Here is a 25,802-nt window from a genome sequence, read left to right as displayed (position 1 = left end):
GTGGGGACGGGACCAACCACTCGAACCTGGTTCGGCGCCTCGGTCTGCGGGCCGGCGCACCGCCGGCACCATGTCGCCAAGCAGGACGCCTGGTGGGGAATCACCGGGCGGTTTGACTCGCTGGTCGTCGTCGCCGACGGGCTAGGGTCCCGGCCGCACAGCCGACTCGGCGCGGTCGCGGTGTGCCGGGCGGCTCACCGGGCCGTGCGGGGACTCGCAGACCACGAGGTCCCAGACCCGTCGCGCCTCTTCGCGCGCATCGAGACGAACTGGCGCGTCGAGTTGGCTCACCGGGACCCGGCCGAGTGCAGCACCACGGTGATGCTCTCTCTCGTCCACCGCTCCGGAGGTGTGCTGGTGGGCCAGGTCGGCGACGGACTGATCGCCTTCGGCTCTGGGCACGCCACCGAACGGCTGGTGACCGAGCGGGCCGGCTTCGGCAACGAGACCGACGCGCTGGGTCTACCCGGCCGCCGGCCGCTATGGCGCAGCCGGTGGCTGCCGTCGCCGCCCAGCGGATTCCGGGTGTTGCTGGCCACCGACGGAGTGGCCGACGACCTCCGCCCGGAGTCGATCGGCCAGTTCATCGATCACCTGGAACAGGAGTTCAGGCCGCTGCCACCCCCGGAACGGCACCGTCGCCTCGTCGCCGAACTGCGCGCCTGGCCGACGCCCGGTCACTTCGACGACAAGACGCTGGCCCTGCACTGGACGAATCGAGGCGTGTCGGCATGTCACTGACCCTTCCGGGCAAGGTCCGCACGGCAAGCGGCACCACACTGAAGCTCATCCGCGAGCTGGGGCGGGGCGGCCAGGGATCGGTGTACGAGGTCGAGGGAGGCCGGCACGCGGTCAAAGTGCTCCGGGAAGCATCGTCCGAGCGAGCTGCCGAATGGGCGGGACGACTGAAGGCGCTCCGCCGCCTGCCACTCGACGGGCTGTCGGTCGCCAGCCCGATCGACACCCTCGCACCACCACACGTCGGATACGTGATGGACCTGCTCGACGGCCTCACCCCGCTGAGCAGGTTGACCTCCGTTCCGGCAGGGTCCCGTGCGGTCGAGCATTACCGCGACACCGGCGGGCTCAGGCGACGGCTCAGCCTGCTCGCCCGGCTCGCCGACGTGCTCGCCGTACTGCACGCCCGGGGCCTCGTCTACCAGGATCCGTCGCCGAGCAACATCTTCGTTTCCGAGCTGCTCGATCGCGACCATGTGTGGCTCATCGACACCGACAACGTCTCCTTCGCCGGTGCCCGGGGGTGCCCTGTCTACACCCGCCGGTACTCGGCTCCCGAGCTGCGGCCCGGCGCGGGCCGCTGGGCGGACAGCCTCAGCGACATCTTCGCCTTCGCGGTCGTCGCCTTCGAGCTGCTCACCCTGGACCACCCCTTTGTGGGCGACGAACTCTACGAGGATGACGAGGAGGCAGAGGCAGAGGCGTTAAACGGCTCCCACCCCTGGGTCGACCATCCGACCGACCGTTCCAACGTGTCGACTAGGGGAATCCAACCGCGCGGCTTAGTGCTCCCTCCCGCTCTGGAGAGTATGTTCCGGGCGACCTTCGTGGACGGGCTGCGGCGCCGCGACCGCAGACCCGGCGCTGGGCGATGGGCTGACGCCCTGCGCGACGCCGGCACGTCCGTCGTGCCCTGCCCGGCGTGCGGCCTGACGTACCAGCTCGACCTATCGGCGGAGCGTTGCCCATGGTGCGACGAGGCTCCCCGCCCGCCCACCCTGCACGTCCGGCTGCTGCTCGATCTTCCCGACGGCATGACGCCGGACCACTCCCGGCCGCCCGTCGCAGACCGGGGTGAGCTGGTCACCGTCCAGGGCGACGAACTCCGCGTGTCGCGCGGCTTCGTACTCGGCCGAGTGGCCGACCCCAACCGGCTAATGCTCCAGCTCCGCTGGGAGGGCGACCACATGAAGATCGGCAACTACGCCGGCCAGGCGATCGAGCTCGTCGCTCCAGACGGCAGTAAATTCCGCACGTTGCCGCATGAGAGGGTGGCAAGCATCCGGGCCGGCAGGGCGGGCAAGATGTGGAGCCTCCGGCTCGCCCGGCTGGGCCGCCCGAACCGCTGGCTGTGCTTCGCGACGGACCCGGGGGGTCGACAGTGAAGCTCCAGGATCTCCAGTACGGCGCGACGACGAGCATCGTCCTGAAGCCGCTCGACCAGGCACTCTCCGGCAACTCAGTCAAGATCGGTCACGAGGCGACGCTGCGCACGTCGCGGGCCAGCAGTGCGGCCATGCTTGTTGTGGACAAAGACGTCTGGCCGGTCGAGGGCCATGGACCGGCCGACCAGGACCACCTGGACGAGGTTCTCGACAGCGGCGGGGCACGGATCGCCTGGGTGAGCAGGGTCGGGGACGACACGATCACCGTACAGGTGCACCGCTTCGCCCATCACGTCCGGTGGGATCCGGACCTTGTGTTCGGCCTCAGCGACCACAGTCTGCAGGCGTCGGCCCGGTTGCTGCCCGGTCGGCGGCGCGTCGACCAGACAGCGAAGTGGCTGGCTGACCAGTTCCTAGTCGCGGCTCCTGCCGGGACGGACCGGGCACCCCGGTTCCTCGCATCGGCAGCGCCCGAACGCGCGGTGAGCTTCGACCAGGGCTTCCGACTGCACGGGTCGAGGATCACGGCGCATATCGAGAACCGGGACGGTCGGCTATGGCTTCGTACGGTGCGGTGGGCCAACCGGGCCGACCGCACGGCCGTCGCCCTGACGCTGGTCGAGGCGAACGCCTCGTTCCGTGACGAGACCTTCGCCGCCACCTTCCGGGAGCGGCACCACACCGAGTTCGCCGAACTGCTGAGCAGCGGCCGCCAGTACCTCAACCGCTGGGACGAATACAGCGAGAAGGAACGTCGGCAAATCGTCGACCGAGCCTTCACCGTCGGCGTGTCGCGGTATCTCCAGGTGCGCCGGGTGGACAGCCGCACCTACCGCTTCCACCTCGATCCCGGCGGCGGGCGAGAGTTCCTGTCCCGGCTCGGCGACGAGAACACCCTCGCCGCGTCCGACCGGGCGCCCGACGGCCTGCGCGACCACATGCTGAACCTGGAGGACCGGCAACCGGCGTCCGAGTTCAACGGCGATGTCACGCAGATCAACCACTCGGCCTGCACCATTTCCGTCCAGGCCCGGCCGGGGCGGCAGTTCACCCCTCCGCCGCCGACCGGTGATCTCTATCTGAGCCTGACCGGGGATCGGGTCCGAATCAACCGCCAGCGCAACGCCCGGAAACTAATCGAGCAGCTGCGCACCCCGATGCCCCAGCTCGGCCCGATCCTTGAGGGCCAGTTACTGTCCGCACGCACCACGCCCATGCGGATGATCCAGCCTCGGGAACTCGCCGCATTCCGGAAGTACCGCGACTTCACTGCCAAGCAGGAGGATGCGGTCCGGATCGCGCTCAACACCCCGGACGTCGCACTCATCCAGGGCCCGCCGGGCACCGGCAAGACCCGGGTGATCACCGCCATCCAGGAGTGCCTGGCGCAGCTTCGCAAGGAGGCCGGCAACGTCGGGCACAGCGTGCTGCTCACCAGTTTCCAGCACGACGCCGTCGACGAGGTCGTCCGGCGCACGGAGGTTCTCGGGCTGCCGGCGGTCAAGGTCACCGCGCGGCCACGGGCGGGCGACGACCGTGGCGTACAGGAGTGGTGTGCCCGCAAGTCAGCAGAGCTCCGCGCGGAGCTTCCGGCGGAGGGCCATCTGTTGCGCGCCGTTGGCACCGTCGAGACGCTGGTCGTCGGATACGGGCTACAGCCGCCGGCTCCGGAGCGCACCGCCGACCTGATCGCCCAGATCGACAACCTGGTCGGCGGCTACCTGCCCGTCGCGATCCGGGCCCGCCTGACCGCCGTGCACGTCGACTTGACGGAGGCGATCGGCGGGCCCCGGTTTCCTATGGACGACCTGACCCCCTTGCGCCGATCGATCGCGGCGATCCGCGTCGACCCGGTCGCGTTCGCCGACGACGGTCCACACATGGCCCGGCGGGCCCTGCTACGGCTCTCGGCTCAACCAACCGTCCTCGCCGACGCGGACCGGGCGCTGCTGACGGAGGCAGCGGCCTTCGACAACGCCGGACCACCGCCGTTCCTGGACCGTCTCACGGACCTGCGGGACCGGCTGCTCGACCTCGCCGCGCCAGTCACCGGCCCGGTGCAGGCCGTCCCCGACGACGATCTCGTTCAGTTGTTCAGCGACGTCGTCCGCGCCCTCCGGGAGCGCCTGATGTCCTCGGCCGAAGGCGTCACCGCTGCGGTGACCGCCTTCATAGACGAGTTGGAGAACGACCCGCACGGCGTCGCTGAGGCGATCCGCAACTTCACCACCGTGCTCGCCAGTACCTGCCAGCAGGCAAACTCCGGCACAATGGCCGACCAGGTCCGGGGCCAGCAGATCCGGTTCGAGACCGTCATCGTCGACGAAGCGGCCCGGGCCAACCCGCTCGACCTGATGATCCCGCTCTGTCTGGCCAGCCGGCGGATCATCCTGGTCGGCGACCATAGACAGCTCCCCCACCTACTCGAACCCGACATTGAACGCGAGCTCGAGTCCTCGGCGGAGGACGAGATTCTCTCGGCGCTCCGGGAGAGCATGTTCGAACGGCTCTTCCGGTATCTGCGCACCGCGAAGGCCAAGGGCGAGGCGGAGCGGGAGATCACCCTCGACACCCAGTTCCGGATGCACCAGGTGCTCGGCGACTTCGTCAGCAACGCCTTCTACTCGGACGACACCGCACTCCGATCGGGCGCGGACAGCGCCGCGCTGCACCACGGCGTCGACCGGTACGGCGACGCTGTGGCGATCTGGGCAGATCTCCCGCGCACCAGGCACGGCGGGGAGACCGCCGGTCGCAGCAAGTCCCGCAAGGTGGAGGCGGACTGGATCGCCGGCGAGCTGGTCCGGCTCAGTGGCGAGGTTGCAGCCGACCTGACCTTCGGCGTGGTCGCCTTCTACCGTGCGCAGGTGCAGGCCGTATGGGCGGCGCTGGAGGCCGCCGGGCTGGCCGACCGGAACGTGTCGGGGCGCTACGAGGCGATCGGCGCCCTTGCCGGCCGGCTGCACATCGGCACCGTCGACGCGTTCCAGGGGCGGGAGTTCGACGTGGTACTTCTGTCGGTCACCCGCAGCAACGACCTGCCCGGCGGCGAGCAGAGGGCCAATCGCCGCAAGTACGGCCACCTCCTGCTCGCCAACCGGCTCTGCGTCGCGATGAGCCGGCAGAAGCGGTTGCTCATCGCGGTCGGTGACGGGGCGATGTTCGACGCCTCGGCCACCGGTGGTGAGGTCCGCGGACTGGTCGAGTTCCGGAGACTCTGCGAAGGGCGGTACGGCCGTGTCGTTCGCCCCTGACACACCCGTGCTCGAGGTGGGCGCCTTTCGAAAGGACCTGCCACAGGGCGGCCGGTGGATATTGTGGCCGGCCTGGTGCTGGCGGGTACTGGTCCCGGATCTGACGCGACGGCGCCTGGACGCCTTCTCCCGAGTGATTGCCCGGCTCTGCCAGGCCGGAGTCACCGACCCGACGGAGATGGCCCAGCTGACGCGGCTGCACCGCGACCTGTGCAATCAGGTCCTGCTCATGTTGCAGCAGCAGCAACTCGTCGATCAGCGAGGCAATCTTACAAAGACTGGCCGGGCCATGGTGGCGGGAGAGAGCACGGACGCATCGCAGACCCGGCTGGTGCATATCTTCCAGGACCCCTTCGGCGGTCCGTCGACCCATCGGTTGTGGCCTGCGCTGGTCGAAACCCTGGGTTACGCCCACGTCGACTACCGATCGGGTGGCCGGCCGCGGCTGCGGTTGGACAACCGACGAGACTCGCCACCGGTCGAGCCCGTGGTGGTGCAGGCACGCCGGGTCGACTCGCCGTCCCGGCCCAGCCCGGGGGATGTCATCGCCGCAGCGCGCGCCACGGCCACGGCCGGTGCACCCGACGGTGTGAGGGCCGAGGACGAGGCGTCGCCGCCGCCGGCAGCTCAGGTCTCCCGGGTCTCCTTCATCGCCGAGCGGCCCGATCCGGTGCTGCTCGCCGGCTACCTGTATCTGCCCGACGACGCAGTCACCAGCGCCGACTGGGAGGTGCTCGATCCCTTCACGGGCTGGCCGAACGCCTGGCTTAAGGAAAGGGTGCGGGCCCGGCTGGCCGACGACGACTCGCTGGCCGCCCTCGTCGCCGGGATCGAAGGCCAGCTCACCGAAGACGACGCCGAGAAGCGGCGGGCGGAATACACCCGCCGACGTGCGGAGGCGGCGGTGCGGATCGAGCGCCGGCTGGGCGTCCGGATCCACGATCCGGGCCACCGGAAGATCCTCCAACTGCTCACCGAGGTGGAGGCCGACCTCGCCGAGGCTCGCCTGCTGGCCGAGGTCGGCGGCCGGTACCGGCAGACCGCCGTCAACAACCTTGGCAAGGTCCTCGAAAACGTCTTCACCACGGTCCGCGACGCGTATCCGCTCTCCGAGAACCTCCTCCGCCAGCTCCGCGATGCCACGCTGCGGTCGAAGGCACTCACAGCCGCCCTCGATCGGGCCTGCGAGCTGTTGGAGATCGGTGGTCAGATACCGGACGGCATGCGGAAACAGGACGGTGACCAGGTTGCCCGCGCCGCGCGTGGGCACCTGCCGTCGCTCCGCCCGTTGCTGGTCGCGGTGCTGCTCGCCAGCGCCGAGCACCCAGACCATCCGTTACGCAGCAGCATCCAGCACCGCCTCGACCTCCTCGACCGGCTCGACGGCACGACCCAGCTGCGTAACCAGGGTTCCCACAGCGAGGACCGAGAGCCCACGGCGCACGAGGCCGACGACGTACTCGACCTGGCCTACTGGACCGTTTCCCACTTTCTCTTCCAGCAGACGACAGCGAGTAGGGGCCTGGATGTCTCGACGTAAGAACGGCGGCATACCCCAACAGACGAACCCAAAGGCGGACAGCCTCCTGCGAGACGTCCGACGAGGCGCCCGGGACGCCGCAGCGGTGGCGGACCGGGAAGGGGTCATGCCGGATCCGCCGCCGCCCGTGTCGGCGGACCTCCCGCTGAGCCGGGCCCAGGAGGCGTGGGTCGAGGCACAGCAGTTGGCGGATCTGTACCGCAAGGCCCGGCAGCAGATCGACGAAGAGCTCGCGAGGGTCGCCGACCGGCGAGACGAACTCGACGCGGAAGCGAAGCGGATCGCCGACGCGAACAATGCGGCGGCAGACGCACGGAAAGCTGTCGACGCCGCCCGCGCCGAGCTGGACGAGGACCGCCGCCGGTACGCCGAGGCCGAGCGGCAGCTCGACGACCGCCGCGCCGAGCTGGACCGGCGGGAGAAGGAGCTGAACGCCCAGGCACTGGAGGTCGAGCAGGGCCGCCTCGACGCCGAGGCCGGTTACCTCGAACAGGAACGCGGCCACCTGCACCGGCTAACCGAGCAACGCGGTCAGTTGCTGGCGGACCTCACGGCGGAACGCCACCGGCTCCTAGCCGATGTCGAGCGGCGTCACGCGGAGCAGGAGGAGCAGTGGCGCCGCCGAGCGGCCGAACTCGACGCGGCGCGGGCCAGGACGGAGGTCGAGCTGGAGCAACGGTGGGGGGAGGCGGACGCCCGGGAGAGGCAGGTCCGCGAGCGTGAGCGACAGGTGCGGGCGTTGGAGGAGAACCAGGAAGAGGACCGCGCCTATCTGCAACAGCGGGCTGAACTGGCTGTCGCGGTTCAGCTCAGGCAGCTGGAACTGACCCGGGACCGGATCGCCAGGCAGTACGAGGTCGTGGAGGCCCACGCCCGCGATCTGCAGCGGCAGCTCGACGAGCGGAACGAGTCCCTCCGCCTCGCCGGGTTCGAATCACCCGAGCTGCTGCACCAGCGGGTACGTCACCTCACCGAGGAGAACGAACGGCTGATGCAGCGGGTCGCCACGGTGCCCGGCGCAGCCGACCCCGAACTGCTGGTCCAGCTCCAGCGCGAGCACGCCGAGTGCCCGGGGATTCGCGCCAGGCTGGAGTTCGACAACGCGAAGCTGCGCACCGAACAGAACGCGTACCGGATCGCCAACACGGAGCTTGAGGAGCTGCGCGAGCACCGCGACGCGCTCCAGCACTCCGTCGACAGGCACAAGGAGTTGCTGGCTCAGACCCAGGTCGAGCTGGACAAGCTGGTCAGCAGTACGCACGGGGTCAATCCGTTCCCGGGCCTGACAGAGCTGGATGACAATCCGGACCTTCAGCAGGAACGGAGGGCCACCGACAACTCGCCGGACCTCACCGACCTGGTCGCCTACGCCCAGCAACGCATCCTGGCAGACGAGACAAATCGACGCGGCAGTACGCCGCTGGCGTACCGTGCACGGGACATCCGTTGCCTACTCGGCGGCATGGCCATGAGCAGGCTGCACATCCTCCAGGGCATCAGCGGGATCGGCAAGACCACGTTCCCCAAGGCGTTCGCCAGGGCGATCGGCGCCGACTTCGCGGTCATTGAGGTGCAGGCCGGATGGCGTGACCGGCAGGACCTCATCGGCCATCTGAACGCCTTTGAACGCCGGTACTACGAGACCGCATTCACAAAGGCGATCTACCAGGCCGCCTGCCCGGCCCACCGGAACCGCCCGTTCTTCATCATCCTCGACGAGATGAACCTAGCCCACCCCGAACAGTACTTCGCCGATGTGCTCTCCGGGCTGGAGAACGTGGGTTCGCGGTTCCGGCTCCAGCTGACCAGCCACCAAATGGAGCCCAGGCCACGGCTGCTCGATGTGGACAAGGGCATCCACCTGCCGATTCCCGATAATGTATGGTTCTTCGGGACGTCGAACCACGACGAGACGACCGTGCAGTTCGCCGACAAGACGTACGACCGTGCACACGTCATCGAACTGCCCACCACACCGCCCTCGCTGACGCCGCGGAAGGTCCCGCCCCGGGAGGCGATCTCCCGCCGGGCCCTGGTCAGGAGCTTCGGCAACGCGGGCCGTGACCACCATGACGCGCAGGAGCAGGTGGTCTCCTTCCTCCGGGAACATCTCGCCCGTACCCTCGCCATTAATTTCAAGATCGGTTGGGGGCCTCGGCTCGAACAGCAGGTCAGGGACTTCGCTCCGGTCGTGGTGGCTGCCGGTGGGTCACCCGGCGAGGCCGCCGACCACATCCTCGCCACTCGGATCCTGCGACGGCTACGCGGCCGCTACGACCTGCGACCGGAGAAGCTCCAGGAACTGCGTGACCTCATCGACGAGGGCTGGCCCCATCTCGGTGCGACCCAGGTCGACGGCGAGGACGGTCCGGTCACTACGCGGGCGCTGCTCGACGAACTCATCGAAGCAGGGGCCTGAGGATCCGTGGCGCACGAGTTCTGGGACCGGGTAACCGGAGCACGGGCCGGGCGACTACCGGCCCGCCCGCTGCTCGGACGCTACCAGCTGACAGTGCCCGGCAAGGTCAACGGGCACGACGCCGGGCCACACACGCCCGTCACTCCGACGGGTTCCGGCCGCTGGTCGGTCCGCATGTTCGGCAGCGTCGGCGAGGGGTACTTCTCCCGCGATGCGCTGCCCGACCGGATGTTGGCGGCGCGCACCGTCGCCATCGCCAATGCCCTGGGCGCCGCCGCCCACGAATCTCCGGCCGAGCCAGGTTCGCCTGATGAGACGGCCTACGAGCGCTGGGTCGCCGTGCCACCGTTGGCCACCGACCTCATCGCCCAACTGCGTGGGGTGAGCGACGACCCAGTGGACTTGCTGGAGCAGGCCATCGACGCAGACCTGGGCCGCCTGGAAGCCGTGTGCCAGCACCCCGAGACGAGGCTCCGCCCCGAGACGAGCGTCGTTCTCCTCTCGCGCACCCGTCGGATTGCCCAGGATGCCATCACTTACCTCGCCGCACACACCGAGGACTGGCAGCGACGGTCCGTCACTGGTGTGTTCCCCCGACGCCTCCGGGCAATCCACAATGACCCTGACCCGGACCTGTACGAGAATCAGGCCGCAGTCCAGCTGGTTGACCACCTGATCACGTTCCTCGAGTGGCGGCGGCAGAAGCTGGAGGCGACCAGCAGCATCCTGGCCGACCTCGAAGAGCTCGCCGGCCAGCTCAGGGACCGGCCCTGGCGTACCGGACTCCGGCTCGCCCGGCTCGTCGGTGAGTTCGCCAACCACCTGGATCTCAACGACGACGTGCGACGTCTCCTGGGGCGCACCCGGGAGCACCGCCGACGGCTCGGCCGGCTGCTCACCTCTCGACTATACCGGGACCGCCGGGTGAGCCGGCGTACGGAGTTCTCCTCGGACCTCCGACAGACCAACATGTTCATCCACCACGAGGACTACCGCCGCGTGGCGGCGCTGTGGCGGGCCTGGGCGCGGGTCAGGCGCGAGGTAGGGCTTCACTTCTCGATCGCGCCCCGCGCATTCTGCAACAGCTACGACCAATTCGTCGCACTGCTCGCCGCCAGGTCGTTGGACACACTCGGCTACCAGACCACCACTGCCGACGCCCCGACCACCGGCGGACCAGGCATCTACTACACGGGGCCGGGTGACGACACAGTCGTACTGCGCATCAGGACTGACGGCAGCGTAGAGGTGAACCGGAACGACCGCCCGTTGCTGGTCTGCGTACCGCTGCCGCACCCGCTCACCGCCAACGGCGCCCCGGACCTGCTCCCATTCGTCGACGAACTGGACCAGACCCGCACCCACGCCGACGCGCCGCGCGTCGTCGTTTACCCGGGTACCCGCCAGGAGCTTCAGGCGCTACCCCCGCGCCTGCGCGCCCGCGCCGACACCGTCGGCAACGACCTGCCAGGCGGCCCGGGCATCGGGCTGCTGCCGGCGACCCCGACCGAGATCGACAGCGTGGAACGCATAACGCGGGCTCTTCAGTGGGCCCGTATCGCGTCGGACGCCGCCCAATACCCGCCCCGGGTCCACTGCCCCGAGGACCTGCTCGGCGAGCTGGCGGCCGCGGGCGAGAGGTGGCTAAGCGCCACCACGGACGAGCGGCACCTCGCTTTGGAACGTCCACCGACCCAGGCGGAGCGGATGATTCTGCGCGACCGGGTCGCCCGCTGGCGCGCGCAGCGTGTACCTCCGAGCAGGCGCCGGGAACGCCACATCGCCGCGGATGCCCTCAACGAGGCCGTCGAAGCCGCGTTGGTGCGCCTGCACCGACTGGCCCACTGTCCGGTGTGCGGCGCTGAGCTCGGGTCCCCTCGAGACTTCCACCCCAGATCGGGCACATTCGTCGCCAGCTGCCGCAGGTGCCACAACGAATGGGGAACCCGATCATGCGGCTCGTGCGGGACGAACTATCCGGTGATCCAGACAGGGAACCGGCAGACGGTGAAAGGCCGCTCGGACGCGACGAGCCGCCCCGGCAACGAGGTGCTCGCGACGCCGTGCTGGCAGGCCGCCGTAACTGCGGCATACATCTGCCCGAACTGTGGCAAATGCGGCGGATCGGCCGTGCGGTCCGAGCCAGAGTGCCAACGATGCCCGGACTCCGACGAATGGGAAACCAGGAGATGACCATGGGCGCGATCCAGCACGACGTCAAGCTGCGACGAATCCTGCGAGGCGAGGACCGGTGGGATGTCGGATCGCCGTCGGACCAGGCGACGTCCTACTTCCTCAGAGAAATGCTCGACGAGGTGGTTACCCGAATCCGGCGGGAGAATCCGGCCCTCACCCGCCCCGTGGACCTGCTGATCAGCATGAGTGGCTTTTCGCCGCTCACCACGATCCTCGCATATGAGCTGATCCGTCCCACCCGGCTACTCGTGATCTACTCGGTGCAGGCGGACGCGAGCATCGACTTCATCGGTAAGCACGTCGTCGGCGGCGGCCGCCTCCGATACCAGGACTTTATGCATCGACCCGTGCAGCCGACCGATCCGCAGGGCGTGTACCGGGAGGTGAAGGACGTCTTGGCGAGATACGACACACCGGACGGGAGGAAGCTATCGGCGATTATCGACATAACCGGCGGCAAGAAGGTCATGAGCGCGGCAGCCGCCCTCGCCGCCTGGCAGCTGAATCTCGATCTCTGCTATATCGACGGAGAATACGACCCGGAGTTCCGTCGTGTCGTGCCGGGCGACGAACGACCGCTACTGCTGGCCAACCCGACCGCCCTCTTCGGAGAACAGGAGATGGCAGCAGCGCTGGAAACGTTTCGCAGCGGAGCGTTCGACAGCGCCCACGCCCAGTATCACGACCTGTGCGAGCAAATTGCCGAACCAACCCGCGCGCGTTTTATGCGCTCGGTCAGCGCCTTGTACCGCGCGTGGTGTGACCTCGATCTGTCGCGCCTGCAAGAGTGCATCAAGGCAGTCGACGTGGCACAGCAAGCGGCTGAGCGTGAACTGACCCATCAAACCAGCAAGACCATTGCTGATCAGTTAGATTTCCTTCGGGAGTTGACCACCGAACCACCGAATCCGGCAGCACTTTTGGTCTGCTTCTTCGTACTAGGCAAACACTACCGAAAAATCGGGCGCCAGGACTTTGCCGCATTGCTTTTCTATCGGACCATCGAGGGCTGCCTGGCGCGCCACCTTGAACTGACATCTCCGGGCTTCGCCTGCAAAAATCCCGACTACAGTCTCTTGGGCAGCTTGGATACCGTTGCCAGCAGCTACCAGCGGGCACTACAGGCTACAGGGGGTCGGCCCAGCAGCGAATTGCCATCAAGCATCAGCCTCATCCAGTCCGCCACCCTACTCTACTCGCTCGGCGATAGGTTCGCGGCTAAAGCGAAGCTGAACACCCCCTCGGCAATCGCCAACCTGCGCGATCTAGCGGACATTCGCAACAACTCGGTTCTCGCGCACGGATACCGCACAATCACCCCCGAACAATCCGAGCGATTGCGCGGTCGCGCCGAGCACCTACTGTCGATATTCTGGCAGCTACACGGAACAGACACCGACGTCCGCGCACTATGCGGTCGACTACAGTTTATATCAAATGACCGATGAGCTTTCGTAACCACACGGGCCCCCGCCGAAACCTCATCCGGCCTGTGGGAGCCGATGCCTGGGAGGTACCCAGTCGCTAATTCGGACTCTCGCGCGACTGGCGATCGCCGCAGCATGGGTCTGTGACTGCAGGGGTCTCACCCGGTTCGGAGCCTTCTCTGTGGCCGGAATTCCTGGGTGGCTGATGCAGCGGATTGTAGGGCTTGGGTCAGTTTGCGTAGCTGTGCTTCCAGGTCAGCGAATTGCCCCGGAGTTCCGGCTGCCGCCACTTCGCGAAGCAGAGCGGCGAGGTATTGCTGGTGGAGAACGTGCACTCGGTCGCCGGAGAGTCCCCATGTCCGGGCCACTTCGATAAGGGCCGTCACCTCTGCGTGACTGAGGACATGGTCGGCAAGGGCACGGTCGAGTACGTCGAGGTATGCGTCGGCGCGGGAGTCGCCGGTGGTTGCGGTCTGTACGCGGGCGGCTACGCCGGCAAGACTGATATGGGGATTGGGTTTGCGCGCACCGCGGCCGACGCCAGCCGACGGACGCGCCAGGGTGGCGCCGTGGCCGGTCGGCGCTGTCAAAGCGAGAGGGAGTTCGAGGGGATGGCAGCCGAGTTCGGCGAGGTCGGTGACGCCGGCTTGCCGGGCACGATTCAGGTACCTCTTGAGTAGCTGTGCGGTGGCCGTTGCGTCGCCGAGCGCGGAGTGCGCTGCTTGTATGGGAATGTCTTCGGCAAGGCAGAGGTCTGCGAGTCGGCGGGTTGCCCCGCCTCCATACCGGTGGGACATGCTGAGGGTGCAGAGTGCAGGCCAGGCCGGGGCGGTGTAGCCGAGGTGGTGGAACTCGGCGTCGAGGAAGCTGAGGTCATAGCGTGCGTTGTGCGCAACGACGATGGCGCCGCGCAACTGGTTGGCGAGTTCGCCGGCGATGTCACTGAAACGCGGAGCGAGGGCGAGGTCGGCGGCGGTGAGGCCGTGTACGCGGGTGGGTCCTGGGTCTCGGTCAGGGTTGATCAGGGTGGTCCATCGATGTTCGATCTGTCCAGCGGGAGACAGTCGCACGACCGCGACTTCGATGATCCGGTCGCCTCGGTGTGAGGCGAAGCCGGTGGTTTCCAGGTCGATGACCGCGAAGGGGGTCTGTCCGAGCTGAGCCAGCGGCCGTATAACGGGCTGTGCTGCTGATCCGCCAGGTGCGGGGCGGGGTGTAGGCGGCGCGTAGCTGCGATCGTGGTTGACGGTCTCGGCCGCGAGCGCGGAGGCTTGCTCGGGGCGAGGCATTGCGGCCATCGACCGCAGCGCGTGCCAGGCTTCTGGTACGTCGAGGGCCCGCACTGCGTAGGCGATGGTGAGCAGATCTTCCGTTAGGTACTGGTCGTATTTGTCTGACGCCATGTTCGGCACCGCTGCGGCGAGCACCGAAGGGGCGGGTGGCGTCTCGTCTGCGAGGTGCCTGATGGTTTCCCATAGCCCGGCAGGGTCGGTGCCTCGGATGGTCAGAGCGACGCCGTCGTGGCCAACCTCTAGTCCTTCTCGTGTGAGGGCTACGGCGAGGGTGTTCATGATTTTGTCCCCTCGCCAGGGGAACAGGAGGGTGTCGTTGCCCCAGCCGAGGATCGCGTTACTGTCCAGCGCGTACCTGTTGAAGGCTGCACGTCCTTCTTGGAGGAGTGTTTGGGCCTGGCGGTCGAGGTAGCGGGGTATCTCGGTCGTCGCGTAGATCGTGCGCATGCGTTGTCGGACGGCGTCGGCGACTTCGCCACCACTGCCTGAGAAGCTCGGGGGGCGGCCACCACCGGATCTGACCAGGTCGATGACTTTCTGCCTCGTGTCGATCGCGACGATCTTCCACCGTCGGCCGCTGAAGATCAGCAGCATCCCAGGGGTGATCGGGTTGTCGACAGGCAGCGATCCGATGGTGCGGCCATCCGCGACGAGGCGGAACTCTTCCGGGCTTGTGAAGGCGGTATAGAAGCTGTAGTGGTTGACGAGACGGTCGCCGACGCCGCCGGGCAGCAGCAGGCCTTGCGAGTCTTGGGTGAGCAGGTCCTGCTTGCCCATACAGCGCAGGAGAGCGATGAAGGTGCTCTTGTCGACGCGCGCGAACGGGCCGTGTCCGGACAATGCGTCGTAGAGCTGCTGAGGTTGTGCACCGCCGCGTTGGGCGATGACCGACAGGATCTGTTGGGTGAGGGTCGACAGGTGCATGCTCGCGGTGTCCGGTGGCTCGTACCACTTGGCGAGCAGTAGGTCGACCATCGCGACGCTTTGGACGAGCTGGCTGCGCAGCGTGTCAGCGGGGGGTGTGCGGTCGGTGAGTTCAGGCTCCGAGACGTACATCCGCAGCACGGCGGGCTGGTCGGCTCGGCGGCCGGAGCGGCCGAGCCGCTGCCGCATTCCAGCGACGCTGGCCGGCGCTCCAATCTGAGCCACCGAGTCCACGGAACCGATGTCGATTCCCATTTCCAGGGCTGACGTGCAGATCGCGGTGACCGGCGTGGTGCGGTCTTTGAGTCGTGCTTCGACGTGCTCACGGATCTCCTTGGAGAGATTGCCGTGGTGCGGGAGGAACTCGCTGGGGACGTTGTTGTTCTTGCACCGCCGGTCAAGCATGTCGGTGTAGAGCTCGACGGCGCTGCGCGAGTTGGCGAAGACGAGGTTGTCGCTTCCCCGCAGGGTACGGAAGAGGTGGTCGGCGATCCCAGCCTTGTCCCACGATTCATCCTCGTCGTCCGACTCAGCGGTGGCGGTGCCGGATGGAGGTGCGGCGGGCGCCCTACCGGAGGGGGACGGGGCGGCGGCGACGTAGCCCCGAAGCTGCAGTCGTATCTCTCGGGCGTCATCGTCGGACGCGATAACGCTCACCGCCTCGCCGCAGCCCGGGCGCAGGAACTCTGCCGCTGCAGTGAAGTCGCCGAGGGTAGCCGACAAGGCGATACGAGGAATCCTGCGTCGCAGAACGAGGTCCACCCGATGCAGCAGTGATTGCAGTTGGGCGCCGCGTTCGGTGCCGATGAACGCGTGCAGCTCGTCGATGACGACGTGGCTGATGTCCCCGAGGATGCGAGCGACCTTGTCCCCGTGGTTGACGAACAGTGACTCCAGCGATTCGGGCGTGATCAGCAGAATGCCGTCCGGCTCGCGCAGAACGCGCGACTTGCGCGAGCCCGCCACGTCGCCATGCCATCGGTGAACCGGAACGTCGAACCGTTCGCACAGGTAGGTAAGCCGCTCGTACTGATCGTTGATCAAGGCCTTGAGTGGCCCGACGTAGAGCGCGCAGACTCCGGCAACGTCGTCGCTCGCGTCCCGCCGAGCTGCGATGGCTGAGCAGATTGGCAACCAGGCTGCTTCCGTCTTCCCGCTGGCGGTCGCGGCAGCGATGATGACGTCGGTGTCGCCTGCGAGGATCGGTCGAGCGGCGCGTTCCTGCGCGTCCCGCAGTTGGTCCCAGCCTTGATCGTGAATCCACCGCTGCACTTGCGGATGCAGTAGGTGATATGCCGACGATGAGCCGGCAGCGCGTCGCGGCTCGGCTGTTGTCGTGACCTGCTGCTGAGGGTCAGAGGCGGAAGGAGGCAAGTTCGTCGTCATCGGGAGGCAGTTGGCTGGCGGTCACCGTTACGGCTGGTGTGTGAGAGAAGCTATGGCCTCCCGTGGAAGCGGACAGTTTTTGGTGTTGTTCCTCGGCGGTCTGGCTGGTTGGGTCGCCGGCGTCGTCGAGAGGTTCCAGGTCCGGGTCCGTCTCGGCGGCGATGTGAATCGCGCCGATGAGGGACCTCCAGTCTTGTCCGGGGTTCTGTTCGAGGATCGCAAGCAGATCCAGAAAGCCCTTGATGGTGTTTCGCGGCGTGCGAAAGTAGGCGTCCCCGATGCGGGAGGCGCAGTGGTTCATGTAGGCGTGCAAGGCTTCGTCAGGCAGGAGGTAGGCCGCCGGATCGCCGGCGGCGTAGACGTGACGCAGCTTGGCCAGTAGGACGTAGAAGTCCTCAGGTGACAGGTTGGCCAGGCGCAGAACGGGACCGGAGTAGTCGACGAGCCCGGCGGTGGCGTAGGTGTTCTCAGCTAGGCGGGACTGCAGGGCGGCGTAGGAGTAGAGGCCGCGGCGGGTGTCGAGCAGGAAATCGGGTGTTCCGCCGAAGAGGAACCCGAGGCCCGACGCGGTTCCTTGCAGGCTGTCGTTGAGGATGCGCAGGATCTGCTCGTAGTTGGCGTTGCGGGCTTGGGAGTTGGCCAGCTTGTACAGGTTGACCATCTCGTCGAGGCAGACGAGCAGGCCGTCGTAGCCGGCCAGGCGGACGAACCGGGACATCAGTTTGAGGTGGTCGTAGAAGGACGCGTCGTCGACGATGGTGCGCACGCCGAGGGCGTTGCGGGCGTCGGTGCGGGTGGAGAACTCGCCGCGCAGCCACCTGACGGCGTCGATCTTGAGTTGCTCGTTGCCGGTGTCGTGGCCCTGCCAGTACTTGGCGATGACATCGGCGAAGTCGTAGCCGCCCGTCAGCTCGCTGAGCGCGTCGAGGCGGACACGAATGACCACCTGTGGATTCTGGCCAGTGTCGCGTGCCTCGGTCAGCGCCTGGGTCACGAACCGTTCGACGACGCTGGCCAGCGCACCACCGTCGGGCTTGGCGCGGGTGGCCATGTTGCGCATCAGTTCGGCGTACAGGCTGCGTGCTTGACCGCCGGTGGCATGCAGCCGACGGTCGGGCGACAGGTCCGCGTGAACGGTGACCAGACGCTTTTCCAACGCGATGGAGCGAATCAGGTGCAGGAAGAACGTCTTGCCTGAGCCGTACTCTCCGATCACGAAACGACTGCCGGCCCCACCGTCGGCGATGCGGGTGGTGTCGGCAACAAGAGCCTGCACCTCCGCGGCCCGACCGACCTGGACGTGCTGTTGCCCGGCGCGGGGCACCACTCCCGCGCGCAGCGACTGGATGATCGCGTCGCGCTCGCGGGGCCTGATACCGGCGCCCTGGCCGGTGGGGGTAGTAACGCTCATCGCAGTAGCTCCTGAAGCGCGTAGTCGTTGATCTCAATATCATCGTCGCCCTCGGCGACAGGTTCCCCCACAGCGTCGATGGCGACCTCGTTGAGCAGGTCCAACGCTCCAGCCGGCATCACGCCGTGCCGCTCGGCGAGGTCCTCATACGCCGAGCGGGTCCACGTCGGCTGCGTCGCCAGGGACCGCAGGAGTTCGCTGTGCACGGCATCCAAACCGGGAATGAGGGCTTGCGTGGTGGGTTGAGCTGCCGGCCCGCCCTTGGGGACAGCCGACATTGCGGCCAGCTGGGGTGAAGGCGGTTCGTCGTCAGTGAAGATGGTCGACAGCAGCGCCGAGACGGCCGCCGTCTCGGCCAGCTTCACGGCAATGACGTCTTCGTCGAGAACAACGCCGGAAGCCCTTGCTGGTACTTGTTGACCGTTGCCCCAGGTAGAAGATCGGTGAGTTGCCGCTGGTGCGGGCGGCAGCGTGTATCCCGCTGGTGCGGGCCCCGCCGCACGCACGACGACGGGCACTGCGGCTGGAGGTTGGTTCACTGCGAAAGCGGCGGGACCAGTGACCTGTTGATGGAGGCGACCGTAGATGAGGTCCGGGTCAAGGGCGAGAAGCTTGTAGATCTTCGTGAGGCTCGTAACCTCTTCCGGCGAGATGACTCCGTCGGCGGCGGCTACTGTGATCAGGAAGTCGCCGATGTTCTCACGCTGGTCTGCCCGGAGCAGATCGAGGCGTTTCTTCAGCCCGGTGAGCTTGACGCCGGTGACGGCCAGCCACCGTAGGCGCGCCTGCAGGCGGGTTCTTTCGGGGGCTGTCAGATGCAGCGCGGTTTGGAGGTGGGCTGTCAGGTGATGCTGTTCCTGGTCGCTGATGGTGCCGTCTGAGGCGCTGACCGCGACCGCCAGGTGCAGCACGGTGGCTGCGGCGGTGTAGGCGGGCGTTGCGGTATGTGGGGCATCGGCCGTGGTGCGAAACAGGACGGCAGGTCCGGCCGACAGTGGTGATCCGCCGAGTCGGACGTCCGGCTCCACGCCGATGCCGATACGCCCGAGGAGTTGGGCGAGGGACACTGCCTCAGCCTTGGTCGTCTTTCCCGGTTGAGCCGGTGGCCAGAAGGCGACGAGTTCTGCCGCCTCGACCACCACGTCGGTCCCGTCTGCCAGGCGCGCGTCGCACCAAGCGCGCAGGGCGCCGACCTGCCCTGCCTGCTGGTCAAGCAGTTCGGAAGGCAGCACGGCGGCTGCGGCGAGCGACCCACGACCATCTGGGTTGCGGCCAAGCCATCGGCTGTAGGCGTCCAGGTCGTCGGTGACGGCATCGACGAGCTCGGTCAGCTTGCGGGCCGGTCCAGCGAGTTCGACGACGTCAGGCAGATCGAGCTGCACACTGGCGCTGTCGATCCCCGCACTGGCCGTCCGGTAGGTCACCCCGATTCGCGCCTTACCTGGCCTGATACGGAAGCCGTCCTTGAACCGGTCCGCGTACCGCCTGGCGAACAGTCGGTCGAACTCTTCAGGGCACCGGGTCTGCGGGGTGCGTGGGTACAGCGACGGCAGGTACCACGCCCAGACGCGCGCCCATTCGGCTGGTACGGGAGTGCCGCTGGCGGCTAACTCACCTAACGCAAGCCGTAGCTGCATCGGGATGGGCCACCGGTCAGGCGCGAGCTTTGGTGGTCGTGCTTCGCTGGCGCCGGATTCAGCCGCGCCGATCAACTCGAGAACCTCGAGAAATCGGCGAGCGTAGGAGCGGAACGAGCCGTTGGCACCATAAGTGCCGAGGAGCCGACGGACCTCGGCTGCCATCGCCGGTAACTCTCGACGTAGGGCCCGGTCGTTCGGCATGTCGACCAGAACGCGCCGCTCAAGGCCATAGAAGAAGAGGAAGACGTAACCAATGGGCACGGCGTCGAAGCGACGCCCATCGGCTAGCCACGTCAGGTAAGCGGCCCTACTGCTCGCAGGGAGCGAGCCGTACGACGGCCAGTAGTCCAGCCCTTTCCCGTCCCAGTCGGGCCGATTCCTGTCAATCCGAAGCGTCGGGTCAATGAGTGCAGGCTCGGTCCCGCCATTGGGAGCCGTCAGATGCCTGCCGACATAGATCAAGCCTCCCGGGATCGGATATCCGGCGACGGTCGTCGGCTGTCCGGCCGGAACCCAGATCGTCTGCTGGCTCGCGGTCCGGACCGGCGGAGCCACCTGTCTAGGTGTCGCCGGCTGGTGCCACGCAGGCGCAGGCTGACCCGTCGCCACACGACCGGCCGGGCCGGATCCCTGATCCTGCGCCGCAATACGTCGGAGCCTGTCGAAGATGCCCACACAACCCCCACTCCCCCATGACCGGCGACTCTTGTCGCCGCGCAGGTCTGGTGTCGACCGCCTGACCTGGCCCGCCCGACCTCGCACCTTTCCGCCCGGTCAAGGCACCCGCGAACAGAGCGGACCAAAGCCTAGGTTGTGACCCTTCGTGGCGAGGACCGTACTTTCGGTCGGAAAGTGGCACTGTTGGCTCAGGGATGATCGGCCGATGGCGTAAACCGGGTACGCCAGGGGGAGCAGCGAACGCCTGGCTCATCAGCCAAGCGCGAAAACACAGTGACACCTGCGAGGCGCAGTTAACACCCTTCCTGGCGGCACCCGCCGGCGGGTGCCGCGTTGCTGAACCAGCAAGCACCGGGTCGACGACTAGCTCCGTTGTCACGCTGCGCCGCTTGGCGCTGCAGACCAGCCGGAACAGCCCGGGTCAGCCGGGTCAGCCAGGAAAGACAAATATCACCCGAAAGTGTGATCGAACGGCACGAGTTGTGCGATACCTCTTACCCTGGATGTGGGAACCAGGACGGGGTAGACGCACCGATCGTGGAGGTCCTATGGCGACGAGGGCGGCGGCAGAACCGGGACGGAGCACTCTTTCGTCCTGGGCTGCCGGGCAGCGGAAGCTACGGCCACAACGGTTCACCCCGTCCGCGGACGGACTGCGGTTCGCGTTCTATGGACGGATGTCCACCGTCGACTTTCAGGATCGGGCGTCGTCGTGCCGGTGGCAGCGTGACTACGCCGAAGACTTGGTCGCCGGTCATGGCCGAATCGTGGTGGAGTTCTTCGACGAGGGCGTCTCCCGCCGTGCGCCTTGGCCGGACCGGACCGGCCGCAGGCGTCACGGCTGCTCGACGCCGTGATGGACTCGGCACGCGGATTCGACGCGGTCGTCGTCGGGGAGTACGAGCGCGCCTTCCACGGCCAGCAGCTTGAACAGTTGACCCCTACCCTCGTTCGGCACGGCGTGCAGTTGTGGCTGCCGGAAGCCTACGGGCCGGTGGACTTCAACAACCCGCGGCAGCTGGCGTTGCTGGACCTGCTCGGCGTGCACTCCCAGCGGGAGGTGTCCCGAGCCCGGCACCGCACGACCGCGGCCATGCGCGCTCAGGCAGAGGTACAGGGCCGACATCTCGGCGGCCGTCCACCCTACGGCTACCGGCTCACCGACGCCGGCCCTCATCCGAACCGCACCCACGCCGCCTGGGGACGCCGCCTGCACCGCTTGGAGCCCGACCCTGCCACCGCACCCCACGTCCGGTGGATCTTCGAGCAGCGGCTCGCCGGCCGGAGCGTGGCCAGCATCGCCCGCGCCCTCAACGACACCGGCGTCCCGTGCCCGTCCGGCGCCGACCCAGCGCGTAACCCCCACCGCAGCGGCCGACAATGGATGCTCACCACTGTCGCGGCGATCCTGGCCAATCCCCGCTACACCGGCCGGCAGGTCTGGAACCGTCAACGCACCGACCGCGATGCTCTCCCTGACAAGGGAACCCTCGATCGACACCACGAGATCCAACGGTGGAGCGCCTCCACCGACTGGGTCATCTCCCGCGAGATCGCACACACTCCGCTGGTCAGCGAAGAACACTTCGTCGCCGTCCAGACAGTCCATACCGCACCGACCCCAGCCGACGGCATCCCCCGCTGCTACGTGTTGGCCGGAGTGATCTGCTGCGGCGTGTGCGGCCGGAACATGGACTCCCACTGGGTCCACGACCGTGCCGGTTACCGCTGCCGACACGGCAACACCAGCACCCGACCCACCTCATCGAGACGACAGAAGACCCTCTACATCCGGGAAGACCATCTCCTGGACAGAATTCGACACGACGGCCGCCTGCGTCGGCACCACCCCGCGATGCGCGACCAGGATCCAAACAGCGTCGCCGGCTACCTCCGGCTCAACAACATGGTCATCGTTTGCGACCACGACGCCTGGACCATCGAAACCGACACGGAGGTCTTCCCGCTCACGGCCCCGACGAGCGCCCTGACCCGCACAGCAAAAATCCCCGCCCAACGGGACGGGGATCGCTCGAAACGCGAGGAAAAATCACGCCTCGTGGGGAAATAATGTGTCCGAGGGGGGACTTGAACCCCCACGCCCTATACGGGCACTAGCACCTCAAGCTAGCGCGTCTGCCATTCCGCCACCCGGACCTGCTCGTCCAGCCTACCTGGTCGGCCGCGGTGACGTTCACACCGGTTCGGCCGGCCCGAGGGCCGCACGGGGCATTACTGTACACGGGTCGAAACGATCATGCACATCACCTCCGGCGCCGCACGTCTTCGCAGGTCAACGCCGCCCACGGTCGGGCGGGTAGCGCGCAACCGGCGATTCCGGGCAGCATTGCTCACGTGTCCCACCCCTCCCCGCTGACCGCCGCGCAGCACCAGGCCCTCGCGCTCCGCGCCGCGGGAGACCTGACCGCTGCCCGTCGCCTGCTCGACGACGCGATCGCCGCGGCCCGACCGGCGTACGGCGAGGACCACCAGGACGTGCTGGCCACCGGCCATCTGCTGGCCCGACTGCACCGGGAGGCCGACGACCCGGCCGCCGCCCGTCGCGTCCTCGAAGAGGCGTACGCCGCCGGTGAGCGCCGTCGCGGCGACGCCGACCCGCTGATGCTCGCGCTCAGCTTCGACCTCGCGGGGGTCGCGGAGGAGCTGGGCAACCGGCACGAGGCCCGCCGCAACTACGGCCGCGTGGCCACCGCCGGGCCCGCCGTGCTCGGTCCGGACCACCCCGCGGTACGCGCGGCGCGCCACTACCTCGGCGGCTCCGCCGCCGCTCCCGCCGGTTCCGGTCCACTCCCCGGCGGCTCCGCCGCCGCTGCCGGCGGGCACCCCGATCCGGCGCTGGCCGGGCCCACCGTGTCGCTGCCGGCGGTCGCGCCGACGCAGCCGTCCCGGGCGACCCCGCCGCCCTCCACCGTCCCCGCACCGCCTGGTGTCACGCCCGTGCCCGGCGCCGAATGGGCGCCACAACCAGCCCCGGAGTTCCGGGCACCGCAGCCGGCCCCGGAGTTCCGGGCGCCCGGGGCCTCGTCCGGCGCCGGAGCGCACCTTGTTCCACCCCCGCTCCCGTCGCCCCGGTCCGCCCCGGGGCCGGGCCCGCTGCCGCCGCCGGTGGTCCCGTCCCCGCTCCCGCGCACCGGGGCTGACCGGCCGGCAAGCCCCTGGGCGCCCCCGCCACCCCGACCGGGCCTCTCGGCCACGCCGGCTCCGCCGGAAGCGGGCCCGGAGACCGTGCCCTCTCCGTCCGACGCCGGCGGCCCGCCGGCCCCACCGAGCCACGGAGCGCCGCCGATCGCGACGCCCAGCGGGGCGCCACCGATCCCCGCGGCGCACGGGGCACCGCCGATCCCGACGACCCACGGCGCACCGCCGGTCCCGACGCCCCGTGGAGCGCCACCGATCCCGCCGCCCCACGGCGTATCGCCGGTCCCATCGGGCCACGGGACTCCACCGATCCCCGCGGGCCACGGGGCTCCGCCGATCCCGGCGAGCCATCGGGTGACGCCGGTACCGCCCGCTCCCGGCGTGACGCCGGTACCGTCCCGGGCACCGGTCGCCCCGCTTCCGCCTCCCGATCCGGCGGCGTCGACCACCGGCGCCGCCGCGCTACCACCGCCGCCGGTCGTCCCCCCGCCTCGCCGGCCGTCGCCGCGCTCCCCCTGGGCGAGCACCGGGGCGCTTCCGGATGCCGCCGTCCCGCCGCCGACGCCCGCAACGGAGGCTGATGCGACACCGACGTCTCCGTCCACCCTGGCACGCCTCACCGGGGAGGAACGCGAGTCCGGCACACCCGTACCGCCGACGCCACGGATCCCGGAGCCCGGGCCCGGGTCGCCAGCCCTCGGCACCACGTCGGCGGGGACACCCGTTACGCCGTCGTCGACCACCGCGCCGGCACACCGGCCCGACGAGCCGGCCGGGGCGACGGCGGGCGGACCCGGATCCGGGCCGCCGACGCCCGGCCCGGGCTGGGACAAGCCGACCGTTCAGGTGCGGCAGATCGGCCCGTTGCTGCGCGAGGAGGCGGAGCGGCAGGCCGCCGCCATGCCCTCGGCCGGCACCGTCCCGACGAGCGGGCAGCCGGCCGCCCCGCGTTCCGTCGGCGGGGCGCCGGCGAGCACCCACTTCCCGGCGAGCCCGCAACCGACGAGCGGGGCGCCGGGCGGACACCTGCCGGACGGACCGCCGTCGGACGGACCGCCGTCGGTTGCGGGTTCGCCGAGCGCAATTCGGCCGGAGACGGCCCCGGTGAGCGGCCCACCCGCGAGCGCACCAGCGCGCCCACCCGCGCCCCGTCCACTCCCGGAGAGCGGTCCGGCCGCGCCGGCACGTCCGGCCGCCGGAGCGGTGGCACCGGGGTACTCGCCGGTCCCGCCGGGCAGTGAGGCGTTCGTGCACGCCGGCGGCGGGTCACCGACCCGGCCCGTGAGCGGACCGCCCGGCCACCCGGTGAGCGGACCGCCGGAATATCCGGTCAGCGGCATACCCGTGAGCGCCACGCCCGTGAGCGGCACGCCCGTCAGCGCCGCACCCGTGAGCGGCACGCCGGTGCCCCCGTGGGGGATGACCGCGCCGCCCTGGAGCAGCGTGGCACCGCCCCAGCCGGTTGCCGGGCCCGACCCCGAACCGGCGCCGGACACCGTCGACGCCCCCGAGGCGGGACCGAACGTCGTCGAGGAGCGGCGCGGTGCCGTCGCGGAGCACCGGAGCACGGACCGACACGACCGACACGACCGACACGACCGGCACGACCGGGACGTCGACGGCGGTGCGCCGGACCGGGGTTGGCCGCTGCCGGTCCACGACGGGCTGCCGGACTTCCCGGAGACGGAACGGCCGGACCCGGCGGCGTACCCGGAACAGGGTTCCTGGCCGGCGGTGCCGTCGGCGTTCCACCAGCCGGCCGCGTACCCGGTGGCGGTGGAGCCCGAGTCGCGCGGCCGGAACCGGACGGTGCCGGCCCTGGTGGTCGGCGGCGTGGTGCTCGCGCTGGTGGCGGTGGTCGCCGGGGGCGCGGTGTGGCTGAACCGGGACGCGGCGCCGCCCGCTCCCGCGCCCGGCGCGGTGAAGCCGAAGGTGACCGGCCCGCCCCCGGGTGACCTGCGGCTGCGGGACGACACCACCACGATCACGGTGACCTGGACCGACCCGACGGACGGTGGGGTGCCGTTCGTGGTGGCCGGCGGCCGGGCCGGGCAGAAGCTCGGCGTGATGGCCACCGTGGACGCCGGGCAGACCCGGTACACCGTGAACGGGTTGAGCGCGCGGCTGGACTACTGCTTCACGGTGCTGGCGGTCTACTCGACCGACTCGTACGCCACGTCGGGTCAGGTGTGCACGGACCGGGAGGGCGCCGGCGCCACGCCGAACTGACCGGCCACCGAGGACACGCTCGGTGTCCACAGGGGGACGGTGCGGGTTTCACCTGCCCCGGCCGGCCCCTATGATGGCTCCGGCTCTGGGGAGGGTCGGCCGGGCGCGGCACCCTCCTCCACCG

The 25,802-nt window shown here is 68.9% G+C and carries 13 protein-coding genes, 1 tRNA gene and 1 pseudogene; 11 read left to right on the top strand and 4 right to left on the bottom strand.

All coding sequences use genetic code 11. From position 1 onward, the window contains the following. The 7 genes from ACLQ2W_RS25350 to ACLQ2W_RS25320 all read left to right on the top strand — a co-directional run bounded on the left by ACLQ2W_RS25350 (position 1) and on the right by ACLQ2W_RS25320 (position 12,980). Positions 1–741, top strand: coding sequence for a PP2C family serine/threonine-protein phosphatase (locus ACLQ2W_RS25350; RefSeq protein WP_425789238.1), 741 nt, complete (start codon positions 1–3; stop codon positions 739–741). Beyond that, positions 732–2,123, top strand: coding sequence for a protein kinase domain-containing protein (locus ACLQ2W_RS25345; protein WP_425789236.1), 1,392 nt, complete (start codon positions 732–734; stop codon positions 2,121–2,123). The genes ACLQ2W_RS25350 and ACLQ2W_RS25345 overlap by 10 nt, the downstream gene beginning before the upstream one ends. After that, the gene (locus tag ACLQ2W_RS25340; RefSeq protein WP_425789234.1) at positions 2,120–5,377 is read left to right on the top strand and encodes a DEAD/DEAH box helicase; all 3,258 of its coding nucleotides are present in this window, start codon (positions 2,120–2,122) and stop codon (positions 5,375–5,377) included. The genes ACLQ2W_RS25345 and ACLQ2W_RS25340 overlap by 4 nt, the downstream gene beginning before the upstream one ends. Next, positions 5,361–6,917 carry a hypothetical protein gene (locus ACLQ2W_RS25335; protein WP_425789232.1) on the top strand — a complete coding sequence of 519 codons (1,557 nt, stop codon included), beginning with the start codon at positions 5,361–5,363 and terminating at the stop codon, positions 6,915–6,917. Before ACLQ2W_RS25340 ends, ACLQ2W_RS25335 begins: the two co-directional genes overlap by 17 nt. A 106-nt stretch (positions 6,918–7,023) precedes the next feature. Then, positions 7,024–9,336 carry an AAA family ATPase gene (locus tag ACLQ2W_RS25330; RefSeq protein ID WP_425789230.1) on the top strand — a complete coding sequence of 771 codons (2,313 nt, stop codon included), beginning with the start codon at positions 7,024–7,026 and terminating at the stop codon, positions 9,334–9,336. A 93-nt stretch (positions 9,337–9,429) separates the two neighbouring features. After that, the gene (locus ACLQ2W_RS25325; RefSeq protein WP_425789228.1) at positions 9,430–11,529 is read left to right on the top strand and encodes a TFIIB-type zinc finger domain-containing protein; all 2,100 of its coding nucleotides are present in this window, start codon (positions 9,430–9,432) and stop codon (positions 11,527–11,529) included. A gap of 2 nt (positions 11,530–11,531) precedes the next feature. After that, positions 11,532–12,980, top strand: coding sequence for a TIGR02710 family CRISPR-associated CARF protein (locus tag ACLQ2W_RS25320; RefSeq protein WP_425789226.1), 1,449 nt, complete (start codon positions 11,532–11,534; stop codon positions 12,978–12,980). 137 nt (positions 12,981–13,117) lie between these two features. On the opposite strand, the gene ACLQ2W_RS25315 is transcribed toward ACLQ2W_RS25320, so the two are convergent. The 3 genes from ACLQ2W_RS25315 to ACLQ2W_RS25305 form a co-directional block, all read right to left on the bottom strand. Then, positions 13,118–16,447 (bottom strand): DEAD/DEAH box helicase, encoded by a 3,330-nt coding sequence (locus ACLQ2W_RS25315; RefSeq protein WP_425789224.1) that lies wholly within the window; start codon positions 16,445–16,447, stop codon positions 13,118–13,120. 82 nt (positions 16,448–16,529) lie between these two features. After that, positions 16,530–17,972 carry an ATP-binding protein gene (locus ACLQ2W_RS25310; RefSeq protein WP_425789222.1) on the bottom strand — a complete coding sequence of 481 codons (1,443 nt, stop codon included), beginning with the start codon at positions 17,970–17,972 and terminating at the stop codon, positions 16,530–16,532. Further along, positions 17,969–20,287: a TerB N-terminal domain-containing protein gene (locus ACLQ2W_RS25305; RefSeq protein ID WP_425789220.1), complete on the bottom strand. Its 2,319-nt coding sequence runs from the start codon at positions 20,285–20,287 to the stop codon at positions 17,969–17,971. Before ACLQ2W_RS25305 ends, ACLQ2W_RS25310 begins: the two co-directional genes overlap by 4 nt. A 680-nt stretch (positions 20,288–20,967) precedes the next feature. Here ACLQ2W_RS25305 and ACLQ2W_RS25300 point away from each other — a divergent pair. Further along, positions 20,968–21,147, top strand: coding sequence for a hypothetical protein (locus tag ACLQ2W_RS25300; RefSeq protein WP_425789218.1), 180 nt, complete (start codon positions 20,968–20,970; stop codon positions 21,145–21,147). Beyond that, a complete protein-coding gene (locus tag ACLQ2W_RS25295) occupies positions 21,147–22,361 on the top strand; it encodes a recombinase family protein (RefSeq protein WP_425789511.1) in 1,215 nt (404 codons plus the stop codon). Before ACLQ2W_RS25300 ends, ACLQ2W_RS25295 begins: the two co-directional genes overlap by 1 nt. 2 nt (positions 22,362–22,363) lie before the next feature. Here ACLQ2W_RS25295 and ACLQ2W_RS25290 read toward each other — a convergent pair. Continuing rightward, positions 22,364–22,447, bottom strand: a tRNA-Leu gene (locus tag ACLQ2W_RS25290). A gap of 30 nt (positions 22,448–22,477) precedes the next feature. On the opposite strand from ACLQ2W_RS25290, the pseudogene ACLQ2W_RS25285 reads away from it, so the two are divergent. Then, a pseudogene (locus tag ACLQ2W_RS25285) lies at positions 22,478–22,819 on the top strand (hypothetical protein); the annotation flags it as partial. 1,974 nt (positions 22,820–24,793) lie between these two features. After that, on the top strand, positions 24,794–25,678 hold the full coding sequence (locus ACLQ2W_RS25280; protein WP_425789509.1) for a hypothetical protein: 885 nt from the start codon (positions 24,794–24,796) through the stop codon (positions 25,676–25,678). The last annotated feature ends 124 nt before the right edge of the window (positions 25,679–25,802 follow it).

Origin of the sequence: Micromonospora sp. DT227 (assembly GCF_049841835.1) — a bacterium.
Taxonomy (GTDB): Bacteria; Actinomycetota; Actinomycetes; order Mycobacteriales; family Micromonosporaceae; genus Micromonospora.
Note: the sequence above shows the minus strand (reverse complement) of the source record. Positions and strands in the feature narration are given on the sequence as shown.